The organism is Pseudomonas sp. CFBP 13710 (assembly GCF_014842235.1).
GTDB lineage: Bacteria > Pseudomonadota > Gammaproteobacteria > Pseudomonadales > Pseudomonadaceae > Aquipseudomonas > Aquipseudomonas baltica.
This window is the reverse complement of sequence record NZ_JACYVJ010000006.1, coordinates 70933-84532: the sequence shown is the minus strand read 5'-3', so window position 1 is coordinate 84532 and position 13600 is coordinate 70933. Positions and strand designations below refer to the sequence as shown.

The 13600-nt window shown below is 64.9% G+C and carries 15 protein-coding genes; 13 read left to right on the top strand and 2 right to left on the bottom strand.

Annotated elements, in window-relative coordinates; all coding sequences use genetic code 11:
- The first annotated feature begins 237 nt into the window (after nt 1-237).
- The 9 genes from IFT44_RS14845 (at nt 238) to IFT44_RS14805 (ending at nt 8076) form a co-directional block, all read left to right on the top strand.
- On the top strand, nt 238-1452 hold the full coding sequence (locus tag IFT44_RS14845) for a PepSY-associated TM helix domain-containing protein (protein WP_192136555.1): 1215 nt from the start codon (nt 238-240) through the stop codon (nt 1450-1452).
- Nucleotides 1449-1988, top strand: a complete 540-nt coding sequence (locus IFT44_RS14840; RefSeq protein WP_122478854.1) for a thiamine pyrophosphate-binding protein — start codon at nt 1449-1451, stop codon at nt 1986-1988. The genes IFT44_RS14845 and IFT44_RS14840 overlap by 4 nt, the downstream gene beginning before the upstream one ends.
- The gene (locus tag IFT44_RS14835) at nt 1985-2320 is read left to right on the top strand and encodes a hypothetical protein (protein WP_122478856.1); all 336 of its coding nucleotides are present in this window, start codon (nt 1985-1987) and stop codon (nt 2318-2320) included. The genes IFT44_RS14840 and IFT44_RS14835 overlap by 4 nt, the downstream gene beginning before the upstream one ends.
- Nucleotides 2317-2880, top strand: coding sequence for a DUF6162 family protein (locus IFT44_RS14830; RefSeq protein ID WP_192176138.1), 564 nt, complete (start codon nt 2317-2319; stop codon nt 2878-2880). The genes IFT44_RS14835 and IFT44_RS14830 overlap by 4 nt, the downstream gene beginning before the upstream one ends.
- Before the next feature lie 26 nt (nt 2881-2906).
- Entirely contained in the window at nt 2907-3836 is a 930-nt protein-coding gene (locus tag IFT44_RS14825; protein WP_192176137.1) for a metal ABC transporter substrate-binding protein, read from the top strand.
- Entirely contained in the window at nt 3833-4582 is a 750-nt protein-coding gene (locus IFT44_RS14820; RefSeq protein ID WP_192103661.1) for a metal ABC transporter ATP-binding protein, read from the top strand. Before IFT44_RS14825 ends, IFT44_RS14820 begins: the two co-directional genes overlap by 4 nt.
- Nucleotides 4582-5481, top strand: coding sequence for a metal ABC transporter permease (locus IFT44_RS14815; RefSeq protein WP_122478864.1), 900 nt, complete (start codon nt 4582-4584; stop codon nt 5479-5481). Before IFT44_RS14820 ends, IFT44_RS14815 begins: the two co-directional genes overlap by 1 nt.
- Complete coding sequence (locus IFT44_RS14810) at nt 5482-6360, top strand: metal ABC transporter substrate-binding protein (RefSeq protein WP_192176136.1); 879 nt, start codon at nt 5482-5484, stop codon at nt 6358-6360.
- Between the two features lie 150 nt (nt 6361-6510).
- Nucleotides 6511-8076 (top strand): methyl-accepting chemotaxis protein, encoded by a 1566-nt coding sequence (locus tag IFT44_RS14805; RefSeq protein WP_122478868.1) that lies wholly within the window; start codon nt 6511-6513, stop codon nt 8074-8076.
- Between the two features lie 57 nt (nt 8077-8133).
- Here the strand turns inward: IFT44_RS14805 and IFT44_RS14800 are convergent, their stop codons facing one another.
- Nucleotides 8134-8790, bottom strand: coding sequence for an alpha/beta family hydrolase (locus IFT44_RS14800; protein WP_244652173.1), 657 nt, complete (start codon nt 8788-8790; stop codon nt 8134-8136).
- A gap of 165 nt (nt 8791-8955) precedes the next feature.
- Between IFT44_RS14800 and IFT44_RS14795 the strand changes: the two genes are divergently transcribed.
- From IFT44_RS14795 to IFT44_RS14780, 4 genes are all read left to right on the top strand, one after another.
- Nucleotides 8956-9165 carry a DUF6434 domain-containing protein gene (locus IFT44_RS14795; RefSeq protein WP_122478872.1) on the top strand — a complete coding sequence of 70 codons (210 nt, stop codon included), beginning with the start codon at nt 8956-8958 and terminating at the stop codon, nt 9163-9165.
- A gap of 84 nt (nt 9166-9249) precedes the next feature.
- Nucleotides 9250-10137, top strand: a complete 888-nt coding sequence (yghX, locus tag IFT44_RS14790) for a YghX family hydrolase (protein WP_192176134.1) — start codon at nt 9250-9252, stop codon at nt 10135-10137.
- A 37-nt stretch (nt 10138-10174) separates the two neighbouring features.
- Nucleotides 10175-11113, top strand: coding sequence for a class I SAM-dependent methyltransferase (locus IFT44_RS14785; protein ID WP_192176133.1), 939 nt, complete (start codon nt 10175-10177; stop codon nt 11111-11113).
- Between the two features lie 169 nt (nt 11114-11282).
- Nucleotides 11283-11426: a hypothetical protein gene (locus IFT44_RS14780; protein ID WP_163007599.1), complete on the top strand. Its 144-nt coding sequence runs from the start codon at nt 11283-11285 to the stop codon at nt 11424-11426.
- Between the two features lie 60 nt (nt 11427-11486).
- Here IFT44_RS14780 and IFT44_RS14775 read toward each other — a convergent pair whose 3' ends face one another.
- Nucleotides 11487-13547, bottom strand: a complete 2061-nt coding sequence (locus tag IFT44_RS14775; RefSeq protein WP_192176132.1) for a hybrid sensor histidine kinase/response regulator — start codon at nt 13545-13547, stop codon at nt 11487-11489.
- Nucleotides 13548-13600 lie beyond the last annotated feature (53 nt).

The following is a 13600-nucleotide window of genomic DNA, read 5'->3' as shown; positions in this document are numbered from 1 at the left end:
CCTACGGGGGATCGAAGGGATTGCTCCCATCGACCGGCGGGTGTCAATCACGACGGGGCCTGCAGCGCTTTCTGAAACATTAGGTTTCAAATGATTGCACCCGTAATTCATTTGGTTCTTGTTCTCATTCTTGTTTATCCAGTGCAATAGCCGCCATCCAAATCCGTGGCCACCTGTTCGCTGGATCCGGAACCTGCCCCTCAGGCGACCGGCTTCGTGAATCGAGAACGTTTTCCCATGTCCAAGAAATCCCGCTCGAAAATCTGGTTCCTGGTGCACAGCTGGTTGGCCCTGCCGATCTGGTTTTTCGTGCTGATCGTATGTGTGACCGGCACCCTGGCCGTGGTGAGCACCGAGATCATGTGGCTGATCAATCCGGAAATGCGTGCCAACAAACCGTCCGACGACGCCCAGCCGTTGAACTACGACCAACTGATGGCCGCCATCGAACGCGATCATCCCGAGCTGCGAGTCAGCAATCTCATTCACCCCGACGGCGACTACTTCGCCGTCAACGCCAGTGTCACCTACCCGGACGGCCGCTCGCCAACGGTCTATGTGAACCCCTATACCGGCGTGCTGCAAGGCGTCAGTCCGGCGTTCGACTTCCCGGCCTTCACCCGCGCCCTGCACGGCTGGTGGCTGGTGCCCTTCACCAACGGCTTCTCCTGGGGCTGGTACCTGGTGTCGTTCCTCGGCCTGCCGCTGCTGGTGTCCCTGATCACCGGCCTGGTGGTCTACAAGAAGTTCTGGAAGGGCTTTCTCAAGCCCACCCTGCGCCTGAACCAGGGCGCACGGGTGTTCTGGGGTGACTTCCACCGCCTCAGCGGTATCTGGTCGATCTGGTTCATCGCGGTCATCGCCATTACCGGCGTGTGGTTCCTGATTCGCGCCATCCTCTACGACAACCAGATCAGCATCTCCAGCTACTCGCCGGTCACCTCGGTGATCGCCCGGGCCGACGTGCCGCTGGTGGCCGACGGCACGCCGGCACCGATGATCCCGGTCGAGCAGGCCATCGCCGTGGTCAAGCAGCAGGTGCCGGGCCTCGATGCCAGCTACGTGTCGCTGCCGCTCAACGCCTACAGCCCGATGGAAGTGGGTGGCCGCAGCTGGTACCCGCTGATGTTCCAGACCGCCAGCATCAACCCCTACACCGGGCAGCTGATCAGCTCGCACCTGCTGGGCGACCGCAATGCACTGGAGTTCGTTACCGAGTCCATGCGCCCGCTGCACACCGGTGACTTCGGCGGGCTGTGGATCAAGCTGATCTGGGCCTTCTTCGGCCTGCTGCTGAGCATGATGGTGCTCAGCGGCTTGATGATCTGGAGCAAGCGCACCGCCCTGGCCACGGCCCAGGCGTTCAAGCGCGGCGCCCGCCACGAAACTGCGCAGACGGCCACCGGCAGCCTGCACCCGATTGCCCACAAGACCGCGGAGCGCAGCCTGTGAGCCGAGTCCTCAGTGCCCCCACGCCTTCGCCCCTGTCGCGTTTCTGGCGCAAGTGGCGGTTCCATATCAACGTGCTGCTGGTGTTCATCCCGCTGAGCTTCATGCCGCACTATTTCGCCGAGAACGCCATGGATCGCGGCGACAGCGGCCTGGGCGAGCGGACAGTAGGCGACATCGCCGTCGGGCCGTGGAGCCTGACCTTGGCCGAACGCCGCATCGAAGGCCCGACCGCCGAAAGCGGCCAGGACATCAAGTACTTCAACGCGGCCCTGTGCAAGACCTGCATCGACCAGGTCAAGGCCACCTACCTGCGCATCGGCAAGCCACGCAGCCTGAGGGCTGCAGGCGTGATCTTCTTCGGCAGTGGCTACCGCATGTTCGCCGGGTTGCCAGTGCCGGCCAAAACCCAAGCCGATGCTCAGCTGTGGATCACCATGGAAGGCTGGGACGGCTCGATGCACCAGACCTCCATTCCATTGAGCCAGGCATCACCCGCGACGGTGGCCTGGCTGAACCGTCAAGGAACCCGACCATGACCCGCGTTTCATTCATCCGCTGGCCCGCCCTGGCACTGGGGCTGCTCGCTGCCGCCTGCAGCGGCGTGGCCCTGGCGCACAACCCGATGTGCGAATGCAAGCAGATCGACGACCAGCAGATCCGCTGCACCGGCGGATTTTCCGACGGCAGCGGCGCGCCGGGGGTGACCCTGGACGTGGTCGGCTATGACGAAAGCATCCTGGTACCCGGCAAGCTGGGCAGCGATTCGACCGTGACCTTCAAGCGTCCGGATGCCGAGTTCTATGTGCTGTTCGATGCCGGCCCCGGCCACGTCGTCGAAATCGACCAAGCCGACATCGAGGCACCATGAGCACGCCCGTCACGCACATCGTGCGCCCGGCCGGTGCGGGCCATGAAACCCTGTACGTCGGCCTGCTGTGCCTGTTCATCCTGCTGGCGGCGGCCGGCGTCGTGTCCTGGCACGGGGTCAGCCACGAAGCCGTCGCGGTACCGTCCCACCAGCTCGACGCCCGACGCGACCTGAGCGCCGCCGAACAGGGCATCTATGCCGACCTGCGAGTGACCCTCGACGAGGTCCGCCTGCTGGCCGAGGAACAGTCCGATCCGGTCACGCCCGAGCAACTGGCCCGCGAGGGCTTCCCACCCTTCGCCCAGGACGCCAGCTCGGTCAGCCGCGGCAGCCACGCCTGGCAGATGGTCCAGGGCGCCTACGTGGGCCTGAGCCAGGCGCCAGAGGTGGCGGGCTCGTTCCTGCTGCGCATGAACGGCGCGGACGCCGATGTCTGGCTCAACCGCGCACCCTCCGCCAGTGCACCGGCGCTGCTGGACGACACGTCGCTTGCCGACACCGGCTGGCAGCAGGTCATCGCCCAGTTCGACACCGGTGTCACCCGCCAGCATCGCCATTGAATACGCCCTCTTCACCAGGATTCTTCATGCCCAGATCTATCGCCCGCCGTCCGTTGCTGCGACTCCTGTCCGTTGCAGTGCTGGGCACCCTGTTCACCAGCACCGCCTGGGCCGCCGACGCCAAGCCGCTGCGTATCGGCATCACATTGCACCCCTACTACAGCTATGTGGCGAACATCGTCGGCGACAAGGCCGAAGTGGTGCCGTTGATCCCGGCCGGGTTCAACCCCCATGCCTACGAGCCACGCGCCGACGACATCAAGCGCATCGGCAGCCTGGACGTGATCGTGCTCAATGGCGTCGGCCATGACGATTTTGCCGACCGCATGATCGAAGCCAGCGAGAAACCCGATATCCACGTGATCGAGGCCAATGCCGACGTGCCCCTGCTGGCGGCCACCGGGACGATGGCGCGTGGCGCCGGCAAAGTGGTCAATCCGCACACGTTCCTGTCCATCAGTGCCTCTATCGCCCAGGTCAACAACATCGCCCGCGAACTGGGCAAGCTCGACCCGGACAACGCCAAGTTCTACACCGCCAATGCCCGGGCCTACGGCAAGCGCCTGCGCACGCTGCGCGCCGACGCCCTGGCCAAGCTGACCCAGGCGCCCAACGCCGAGCTGCGGGTGGCCACGGTACACGCGGCCTACGACTACCTGCTGCGCGAGTTCGGCCTGGAAGTGACCGCCGTGGTCGAGCCGGCGCACGGCATCGAGCCCAGCCCCAGCCAGCTGAAGAAGACCATCGACCAGCTGCGTGAACTGGACGTCAAGGTGATCTTCTCGGAAATGGATTTCCCTTCGACCTATGTCGAAACCATCCAGCGAGAGTCGGGAGTGAAGATGTACCCCCTCTCGCACATCTCCTATGGCGAGTACAGCGCCGACAAATACGAGAAGGAAATGGGCGGCAACCTCGACACCGTGGTCCGGGCCATCCAGGAGGCCGGCGCATGACGGCCGCCGAACCCCTCGCCCTCGCCCGCAGCGGCCCCGCCATCGAGTTCGCCGAGGTGGGCCTGGTGCTGGGCCGCACGCTGATTCTCGACCAGGTCTCCTTTCGCGTGGCCAGCGGCAGCGTGCACGCGCTGGTCGGACCCAACGGCGGTGGCAAGAGCTCGTTGATCAAGACCCTGCTGGGGCAGATGCCCCATCGTGGCCAGTTGAGCCTGCAGTGGCCGGGCAGCCCCGGGGTGATCGGCTATGTACCGCAGGCACTGGAATTCGATCGTGGCCTGCCGATGACGGTCGACGATTTCATGGCCGCCATGTGCCAGCGTCGGCCTGCCTTTCTCGGCCTGTCGAAACGCTATGCCGGCGCCATTGGCGAGGCCCTGGAGCGGGTCGGCATGCAGGACAAGCGCAAGCGCCGCATGGGCGCGTTGTCGGGCGGCGAACGCCAGCGCGTGCTGTTGGCGCAGGGCCTGATCCCGGCGCCGCAGCTGCTGATCCTCGACGAGCCCATGTCGGCGCTCGACGAAGCCGGCATCCAGGTGTTCGAGCGCCTGCTGTTGGACTGGCAGCAAGCCGGCATCACGGTCATATGGATCGAGCACGACCTGGAAGCGGTCAAGCGTCTGGCCGACCACGTCACCGGGCTCAACCGACGCGTGCTGTTCGACGCCAGGCCGGCGGACGCACTGACGCCAGACCGGCTGCTCACGCTGTTCTCCACCCATCCACGCGCCGGAGGCCTCGCCTGATGGACTACGAACAGTTTCGCCTGGCCATCCAGGGCCTTGCCTCGGACGGCTACCTGCCCGCTGCACTGGCCTATGGTTTCGTGGTCAACGCCTTGATCGCCGGGTTGCTGATCGGCCCGGTACTGGGCGGCCTGGGAACGCTGGTGGTGGTCAAGCGCTTTGCGTTCTTTTCCGAAGCGGTCGGGCATGCCGCGCTCACCGGCGTGGCCATCGGCATCCTGCTCGGCGAACCCTACACGGGCCCCTACGGCAGCCTGTTCGGCTACTGCCTGCTGTTCGGCATCGTGCTCAATTACCTGCGCAATCGCACCGGCCTGGCGCCGGACACGCTGATCGGCGTGTTTCTGTCGGTCTCGCTGGCCCTGGGTGCCAGCCTGCTGTTGACCCTGGCCGGCAAGATCAACGTGCACATTCTCGAGAACGTGCTGTTCGGCTCGGTACTGACAGTCAACGGCAACGATCTGCTGGTACTGGCCGTGGTCGGTACCCTGGTCCTGAGCCTGAGCCTGCCGCTGTACAACCGCATCATGCTGGCCAGCTTCAATCCGCAGCTGGCCGCGGTGCGCGGCGTGGCGGTGAAAGCCCTGGATTACCTGTTCGTGATTCTGGTGACGCTGATCACCGTGGCAGCGGTGAAGGTCATCGGCGCGATCCTGGTCGGTGCGCTGCTGGTGATTCCGGCAGCGGCGGCACGGCTGCTGAGCCAGTCGCTCAAGGGCTTCTTCTGGATCTCGGTGATCATTGCCACGGTGAGCACCCTGTGCGGGATCCTGCTGCCGATCCTCTTCGATCTGCCGGTGCCTTCCGGGGCGGCCATCATCCTGGTCGCAGGCCTGGCCTTCGCTCTCGCCGCCATCGCCCGCGGCACCTTGCCCAGCCTCAAAGGGAACATCGGATAAATGCCTACTCTGCGCAAACTGACAGTCGCCCTGGCCCTGTGCGCGGCGCTCGCCCCTGCGATCCAGGCGGCGGAGCCGGTGAAGGTTCTCGCCAGCCTGCCGATCACCTACGGCCTGGGCCAACTGCTGCTCAAGGACAGCGGCGTGAAACTGCAACGTGCGGCCGCTGCCAACCTGCCCGGCTCTCGACAGAATGCCTATTTCACCGGCCGCGGCGCAGAAGCCCTGGCCGGACTGGCCGGCTCTGCCGACGCGGTGATCGGGCTGCGTTCGCTATGGCCTGACGATTCCCTGTACCCGCTGGCGCGTCGCAGCAACATTCGCATCGTCGAGATCGACGCTGCGCGCCCGGTCGACGGGGTACTGCCCGGTATCGCGGTACAGCCGGGCGTGAGCGGACTGAACAGCCAGCCGTGGCTGTCGAGCAACAACATGGGGCGCATGGCCGACGTCATGGCTGCCGACCTGGTACGCCTGGCTCCGGCCGCCAAACCGCGGATCGACGCCAACCTGGCTGCACTCAAGCAGCAACTGCTCAAGCTCAGCGCCGACAGCGAGACACGCCTGGCAAAGGCGGACAATGTCAGTGTGGTCAGCCTCAGCGACCGCTTCGCCTACCTTGCAGCCGGTCTCAATCTGGACACGGTGGCCACCCAGGTACTCAACGACGAACAGTGGGACACCGCGCAGCTGGAAAACCTGAGCATGACGCTCAAGGACAACGACGTTGCCCTGGTCATCGACCATCGCCAACCGCCCGAAGCGGTCAAGGCGGTGATCACTGCCTCAGGCAGCAAGCTGCTGGTGCTGGCCGAGGAAAGCGACGACCCGATCGCCGACCTGCAGGCTCATATGAGCGCCGTCATCCAGGCCCTTTGATCTTTGCCTGCCAGCGAGCAGGCCCCGCTTCCCGGGGCCTGCTCGGCAATGACTTTGAAGCCCTCCCACCGCCCTTCGCCGATATCCCATTCAATCTTTTCCCGAGCTGGCCGAGAACCTGTCAAAGCCCCACGGAATGAATGGACACTCATGCGTAACAATCAGCCTATCACCCAGCGCGAACGGACTTTCCCTGCCCAGCAGCGCCTGATTTCCACGACCGACACCCAAGGAATGATCACCTACTGCAATGATGCTTTCGTGGAGATCAGCGGGTTCACCCGCGAGCAGCTGATTCGCGCGCCGCACAACACCGTGCGCCACCCGGACGTGCCTTCGGCGGTGTTCGAGCACATGTGGGCGACGCTGCGCCAGGGCCTGCCATGGATGGGCATCATCAAGAACCGTTGCGAGAACGGCGACTACTACTGGGTCAACGCCTACGTCACCCCAGTGCTGGAAAACAAGCAGGTGGTGGGTTACGAATCGGTCAGGATCAAGCCGACGGCCGAGCAGATCCGCCGTGCCCAGTCGCTCTACGAACGCTTGAACAACGGCAGGTCGGCGGTACCCGGCCGCGATCGCTGGATGCCGGTGCTGCAGAACTGGGTACCGTTCATTCTGGTCAGCCAGGTCGGCTTCATGATCGGCACCTGGCTGGATACCTCGTGGGGGTTCGCCCTGGCTGCCGGGCTGTCGCTGCCGCTGGGCCTGATGGGCCTGAGCTGGCAGCAGCGTGGGATGAAGCGCCTGCTCGATCTGGCGGACCAGACCACCTCGGACCCCCTCATCGCGCAGATGTACACCGACAGCCGGGGCGCCCAGGCGCGCCTGGAAATGGCCATTCTGAGCCAGGAAGCGCGCTTGAAGACCTGCCTGACCCGTTTGCAGGACACCGCCGAGCACCTGACCGGTCAAGCCCGGCAATCCGACGCCCTTGCACACCAGAGCTCCCAGGGCCTGGACCGTCAGCGCCTGGAAACCGAGCAGGTAGCCGCTGCGGTGAACCAGATGGCGGCCACTACCCAGGAAGTGGCCAGCCATGTGCAGCGCACTGCCGACGCCACCCAGGAGGCCAACCGCCTGACCAGCCGCGGTCGCGACATCGCCGGCGAAACCCGCGAGGCGATCCAGCGCTTGTCGGTGGTCGTCGGGGAAACCGGGCAGACCGTGACCCAGCTGGCCAAGGACAGCGACGAGATCGGCGGCGTGGTGGATGTGATCAAAGGCATCGCCGACCAGACCAACCTGCTGGCGCTCAACGCAGCCATCGAAGCGGCACGCGCCGGCGAAATGGGCCGCGGCTTCGCCGTGGTCGCCGACGAGGTGCGTCAGCTGGCACAACGCACCAGCGAGTCGACCGGGCAGATCCACGGGCTCATCGCCAAGCTGCAGCAGACCGCCAACAATGCCGTGCAGACCATGGATGCCGGTCACCGTCAGGCCGAGGAAGGCGTGGCTCGCGTGCTGGAAGCCGACCAGGCGTTGATCGGCATCAGCGAAGCGGTCGCCAACATCACCGACATGACCACGCAGATCGCCGCAGCCACCGAAGAGCAGAGTGCAGTGGCCGAGGAGATCAGCCGCAACATCACCACCATCTCGCACCTGGCCGATGAAACCAGCGAACAGGCGCAGAACTCGGCACTGCTCAGCGAAGAGCTGACCAAGACCGCCAACAGCCAGTACTCGCTGGTGGAGCGTTTCAACCGCTGACTGCCCCCTGCCCTCGCATCGCAGCCTGCATGGCAGGCCACGTGTCGGCCACGCGAGTCAGGACAGGAAGGCCACGATCCGGTCGGCGGCGGTCTGCAGATGCTGATCGTGGCTGAACCCGGATGACTTCAAGGGTTTGAGGTCATGATCGGCGGCGCTGAGCCAGTACAGCTCGACTTGCTCTGACAACTCATAGCCTGCCACTGTCTCGCAGTTGCCCAACGCATCGCGCTCGCCCTGGATGATCAGGGTTGGCGTGCGCAGGTCGGCCAGGTGTTCGACTCGCGGCTTTTCCGGCTTGCCGGCCGCGTAGAAGGGATACCCCAGGCACACCAGTGCATCGGCACCCAGTTCGTCCGCCAGCAGGCTGGCCATCCGTCCGCCCATCGATTTCCCCCCCACGGCCAGGGTTCCCGTCACCAGCGGTCGCACCAGGGCATAGGCCTGTCGCCAGCTTTCCAGCAGGCTTGCCTGCGGACTGGGCGGACGCTTGCTGCCGCCGCTGCGGCGCTGGGCCATGTAGGGAAACTCGAAACGCACCACGCTGACCCCGCCAGCGGCCAGGCGCTCGGCCATGCTGTTCATGAAGGCACTGTCCATCGGCGCGCCGGCACCGTGCGCAAGGATCAGGCACGGCGCCTGCGCGCCAGTCTGGGCAGGGTTCCACAGCCAGCCGTTGTCTTGCATGCGTTGGCTCCACTGATCTTCGCTCATCATCCTTCCGTCGACGTTTGGCACTATTGGCGATTCACAGACTCTGAGGCAAAACGCGGCACAGGAAAAGTGCCCTGTGCATGATGGCGTGCACGACGTCAGCGTGCAGGCGCGGCTCGCCCCCTCCCCTATACTCAATGATCTTTTCGCGAAGGATAGCGATTCATGAACTTCGACTGGCACAGTGCTCCCATCACCCGTTACACCCCCCTGGACAGAGGCTATCGCAACACTCAGAACGTGCGGCGTTTCCTGACCGAGGCATGCGGCCCGAACTTTCATTTCGACCGCCCCTTCATGGCCTGGCTCAAAAGTGGCGAAGCCAAGACCATGGGCCAGGTCGCGGACCACTGGAACCTGCTGCATCGCCGCTGACGCGCGAAGCGCTGGCCAGGGTGCGAAACGCTGCTTTAATGAGTGCAACCCTCACCGCTTGGTGTCTTCCGATAGGAGTGCCCGATGGATCGCCTCAGTGCCAAGGATTTTTCCCCCGAGTTGCTGGAACTGTACGACTTCTATGCCCATGGCAAGATCAACCGCCGCGAGTTCCTCGACCGCGCGGCGCTGTTCACCTTTGGGGGGCTGACGGCAGGCGCATTGCTGGCCAGCCTGAGCCCGAACTATGCATTGGCCCAGCAGGTGGAATTCACCGATCCACAGATCGTGGCCGAATACGTCACCTACCCCTCGCCCAATGGCCATGGCCAGGTGCGTGGCTACCTGGTGCGGCCGGCCCAGGCCACCGGCAAGGTGCCAGGCGTGGTGGTGGTGCATGAGAACCGCGGGCTCAACCCTTATATCGAAGACGTCGCACGGCGGGTCGCCAAGGCCGGCTACATGGCCCTGGCCCCGGATGGCCTGACCTCGGTCGGCGGCTATCCGGGCAACGACGACAAGGGTCGGGCGCTGCAGGAGAAGGTCGACCCGACCAAACTGATGAATGATTTCTTCGCTGCGATCCCCTGGCTGATGGCGCACGAGGGTGCCACGGGCAAGGTCGGCATGACCGGTTTCTGCTATGGCGGCGGTGTGTCCAATGCGGCGGCGGTGGCCTATCCCGAGCTGGCGTGCGCGGTGCCGTTCTATGGCCGTCAGGCCGATGCCAAGGATGTAGCGAAGATCAAGGCGCCGCTGCTGCTGCATTTCGGCGAACTGGACACGCGCATCAACGAAGGATGGCCCGCGTACGAGGCAGCGCTCAAGGCGGCAGGCAAAACCTACGAGGCGTACATCTATCCCGGCGCCAACCATGGCTTCCACAACGATTCGACCCCACGCTATGACAAGGCCGCCGCCGACCTGGCCTGGGAGCGCACGCTGGGCTGGTTCGAAAAATACCTGAGCTGACGTAGAATGCCGGCCCTTCGAAGCCGTGATCCTTGCCATGAACGCCGACGCCCTCGCCACCTTGCACCAACACCTGCTGCAAGCCCTCGCCCAGCCGCCGCTGGAAACTCGCCGGTTGCTTCACGGCCGCGGTCGGCGCTGGCCGGGGCTGGAGCAACTGACCGTGGACTGGCTGCAGGGCATCGTGCTGGTGTCGCTGTTCAAGGAGCCGCTTGCCGAACAGCTGGCAGGCTTGCAACAGCTGCTGGCCCGACTGGCGCAGCAACCGGCGTGGGGCGCCAGCGGTGCGCGCGGTCTGGCCCTGCAGCATCGCTACCTGCCCGGCAGCGACGTGCACTGGCTGATCGGAGAAGCGCAAGAGCAGGTGATCCTGGTCGAGAACGGCCTGCAGTACCGCATCGACCTGGGGCGTAAACAGAACAACGGCTTGTTTCTCGACATGCGCCACGGTCGCGACTGGGTACGCGAAAACGCCCGGGGTCGACGTGTGCTCAACCTGTTCGCCTACACCTGCGGGTTCTCGGTGGCCGCCATAGCTGGCGGCGCAGCCCATGTGATCAACCTCGACATGTCTCGCGCCGCCCTTACCCGGGGACGCGAGAACCACCACCTCAATGGCCACGACCTGGGCAAGGTCAGCTTTCTCGGCCACGATCTGTTCAAGTCCTGGGGCCGGGTCGGCAAGGACGGCCCTTACGACATGGTGATCATTGACCCGCCGTCGTTCCAGAAAGGCAGCTTCCTGCTGACCAAGGATTACCAGCGGGTACTGCGCCGCCTGCCGGAACTGCTCAGCGAATCGGGCGTGGTGCTGGCGTGCACGAACGACCCGGCGCTGGGCCCCGAATTTCTCGTCGACGAGCTGCGCCGCGAAGCACCGCAGCTGCGCCTGCAGCGGCGCCTGGACAACCCACCGGAGTTTGCCGACATAGATCCAGCCAGCGGCCTCAAGGCCATGGTGTTCGCGCGGGAGTGATTACCGAATAGAGCAGGGGAAGGGCCTAACATACCGTACGGCGACTGGCCATCTTAAAGATTGAACAATTTCACGTGCCCGGCGAACCAAGTAAAGGAGAGCCACCGGGAGGTGAGAGTCCCGGCGGCTCGGGTGACACATCGAATGAAACCCTTGAGAGGTATCCGCCATGTCAGCGCAGGAATATAACACCATCCGCCATACCCCTGTCAGTGCATTGGGCACAATCCCGGCCAGCCAGTTGATCGCCTTCGTCGAAGCCTGCCGCCCGCTGGTGCGCGACGCGATCCTGAACGCCAGGTTGACTCGATGAGCCCGCTGGTTGTGAGCAGCCCCGCCATGGCGGGGCTTTTTCATGGCCGCAGAACAGGTTTCATGGCTGCCGTTGCGTGATCAGCATGCGCACGCGCTCGCTCAGCGCCTCCAGGGCGAACGGCTTGGTCAGCACCTCGGTGCAGGGCTGCAGATGGCATTGGTCCAACGCCAGGTTCTGCGCGTAGCCGGTGATGTACAGCACCGGCAAGCCTGGCCGGGCCGAGCGCCCCAGCTCGGCCATCTGCCGGCCATTGAGCCCGCCAGGCAAGCCTACGTCCGTGACCAGCAGGTCGATGCGCGCAGCCGATTGCAGCAGGTCTCGGCCCTGGGCGCTGTCGCCGGCCTGCAGGACCACATAGCCCAGGCTTTCCAGCAGCTCGGCCACGGAACCGCGCACCGAGGCTTCGTCGTCCACCACCAGCACGGTTTCGCCGCTGCCACCGAGGTCGATGGGCGCCTGGCTGGGCACCACCGCTTCTGTCTCGAGGCCTGCGCAATGCCTGGGCAGGTACAGGCTGACCGTCGTGCCAAGCCCCGGCCGTGACTGGATCTTCACCAGTCCGCCGGACTGCCTGGCAAACCCATAGATCATCGACAGACCCAGGCCGGTGCCCTCGCCCACCGGTTTGGTGGTGAAGAACGGCTCGAACACCTTGGCCATGACCTCCTCGCTCATCCCCGAACCGTTATCGGTCACGTGAACCACCAGGTACTCGCCGGCCTGTACCTCGTGATTGAATGCATCGCTGTGAGGCAGCCACTGATTGGCGGTTTCGATGGTGATCCGCCCACCACCGGGCATGGCATCGCGAGCATTGATACACAGGTTGAGCAAGGCGTTTTCCAGCTGGGTCGGGTCGATCAGCGCCGTCCACAGACCCTGGGTATGGCGCACGCTCAGTTCGATGGAGGGTCCGACCGAACGTCGCACCAGTTCTTCCAGGCCGTGGATCAGCGCGTTGACGTCGGTGGGCACCGGAGCCAGGGTCTGCCGCCGGGAGAACGCCAGCAGGCGATGAGTCAGTGAAGCGGCGCGCTTGACGGCCCCCTGAGCGACGTCCAGATAGCGTTCGAGGTCAGCGGTACGGCCCTGTTTCAAGCGCATGTGCATCAATTCAAGGCTGCCGGACAGGCCCGCCAGCAGGTTGTTGAAGTCGTGGGCGATACCCCCGGTAAGCTGGCCCACGGCCTCCATCTTCTGCGCCTGGTGCAACGCTGCCTCGGCTTTTTCCCGCTCGGCAATGGCGATGCGCACGCGCTCTTCCAGGGTCTGATTGAGCTCGCGCACCGCAGCCTCGGCTTTCTTGCGCGCGGTGACGTCGATGGAGGACCCGATCAGGCCAATGACTTCGCCGTCCTCGTCGAGCAGAGGCGTCTTGAGCGACAGCCAGGTCGCGGCGGTGCCGTCGGCCTGGCGTACCTCCTCTTCCACCTCCTGGGTGTGCCGACCTTCCATGATGCGTCGGTCGGTTTCCATGATCACCCGAGCCTGGACCTTGTCTTCCAGGAACTCCATATCGGTGCGGCCGATGTACTGCTCGGGCGGTTTGCCGATGAGTTCGGTGGTGCCGCGATTGGCAACCAGCATCCGGCCCTGGCGATCCTTGGCGTACACCACACCGGGCACCGCGGCGGTGAAGGTGCGCAGCAGGTGGGTCATGCGATCGCGCTCGGCCTCGGCGCTGCGGCGTTGCTGGATGTCCAGCAGCACGCCGGGAAAACGGTGCGGACGCCCCGCCTCGTCGAATTCGACGTGGCCGTTGGCTTCGATCCAGCGATAGCTGCCGTCGCTCTGCAGCACGCGATACTCGCAACGGTAGTGACCGCCGTTGCCGAGGGTCTCGAACACGGCCGCTTCGACCCGCGGGCGATCCTGCGGATGGACGCTGGCCATCGCTTGCTCCAGCGGCAGGCCCTGGGCACAGACCTTGCCGGACAGACCGAAGGTGCGGGCAAAGCGTTCGTCGGCACTGAAGTGGTCGGCCGCAACATCCCATACCCAGGTACCGACGATGGCCCCGGTATCCAGAGCCAGCTGCAGGCGCTCGGCGGCATCCTGGGCGGGTGTCTCCTCAGGTACGGAGGGGGCGCGAAAATGTTCGGGAGGCTGGGTCGGCATATCGGCTCACAGCGGAACGCAGGGTGCCCTGATGGTGACGTTGGCGTTTAGGT

What these genes read in the sequence shown, in the direction of transcription:
- IFT44_RS14845 (WP_192136555.1), top strand. Translation starts at nt 238, where the DNA reads ATGTCCAAGAAATCCCGCTCGAAAATCTGGTTCCTGGTGCACAGCTGG.
- IFT44_RS14835 (WP_122478856.1), top strand. Translation starts at nt 1,985, where the DNA reads ATGACCCGCGTTTCATTCATCCGCTGGCCCGCCCTGGCACTGGGGCTG.
- IFT44_RS14830 (WP_192176138.1), top strand. Translation starts at nt 2,317, where the DNA reads ATGAGCACGCCCGTCACGCACATCGTGCGCCCGGCCGGTGCGGGCCAT.
- IFT44_RS14825 (WP_192176137.1), top strand. Translation starts at nt 2,907, where the DNA reads ATGCCCAGATCTATCGCCCGCCGTCCGTTGCTGCGACTCCTGTCCGTT.
- IFT44_RS14820 (WP_192103661.1), top strand. Translation starts at nt 3,833, where the DNA reads ATGACGGCCGCCGAACCCCTCGCCCTCGCCCGCAGCGGCCCCGCCATC.
- IFT44_RS14815 (WP_122478864.1), top strand. Translation starts at nt 4,582, where the DNA reads ATGGACTACGAACAGTTTCGCCTGGCCATCCAGGGCCTTGCCTCGGAC.
- IFT44_RS14810 (WP_192176136.1), top strand. Translation starts at nt 5,482, where the DNA reads ATGCCTACTCTGCGCAAACTGACAGTCGCCCTGGCCCTGTGCGCGGCG.
- IFT44_RS14805 (WP_122478868.1), top strand. Translation starts at nt 6,511, where the DNA reads ATGCGTAACAATCAGCCTATCACCCAGCGCGAACGGACTTTCCCTGCC.
- IFT44_RS14800 (WP_244652173.1), bottom strand. Translation starts at nt 8,790, where the DNA reads ATGAGCGAAGATCAGTGGAGCCAACGCATGCAAGACAACGGCTGGCTG.
- IFT44_RS14795 (WP_122478872.1), top strand. Translation starts at nt 8,956, where the DNA reads ATGAACTTCGACTGGCACAGTGCTCCCATCACCCGTTACACCCCCCTG.
- yghX (WP_192176134.1), top strand. Translation starts at nt 9,250, where the DNA reads ATGGATCGCCTCAGTGCCAAGGATTTTTCCCCCGAGTTGCTGGAACTG.
- IFT44_RS14785 (WP_192176133.1), top strand. Translation starts at nt 10,175, where the DNA reads ATGAACGCCGACGCCCTCGCCACCTTGCACCAACACCTGCTGCAAGCC.
- IFT44_RS14780 (WP_163007599.1), top strand. Translation starts at nt 11,283, where the DNA reads ATGTCAGCGCAGGAATATAACACCATCCGCCATACCCCTGTCAGTGCA.
- IFT44_RS14775 (WP_192176132.1), bottom strand. Translation starts at nt 13,547, where the DNA reads ATGCCGACCCAGCCTCCCGAACATTTTCGCGCCCCCTCCGTACCTGAG.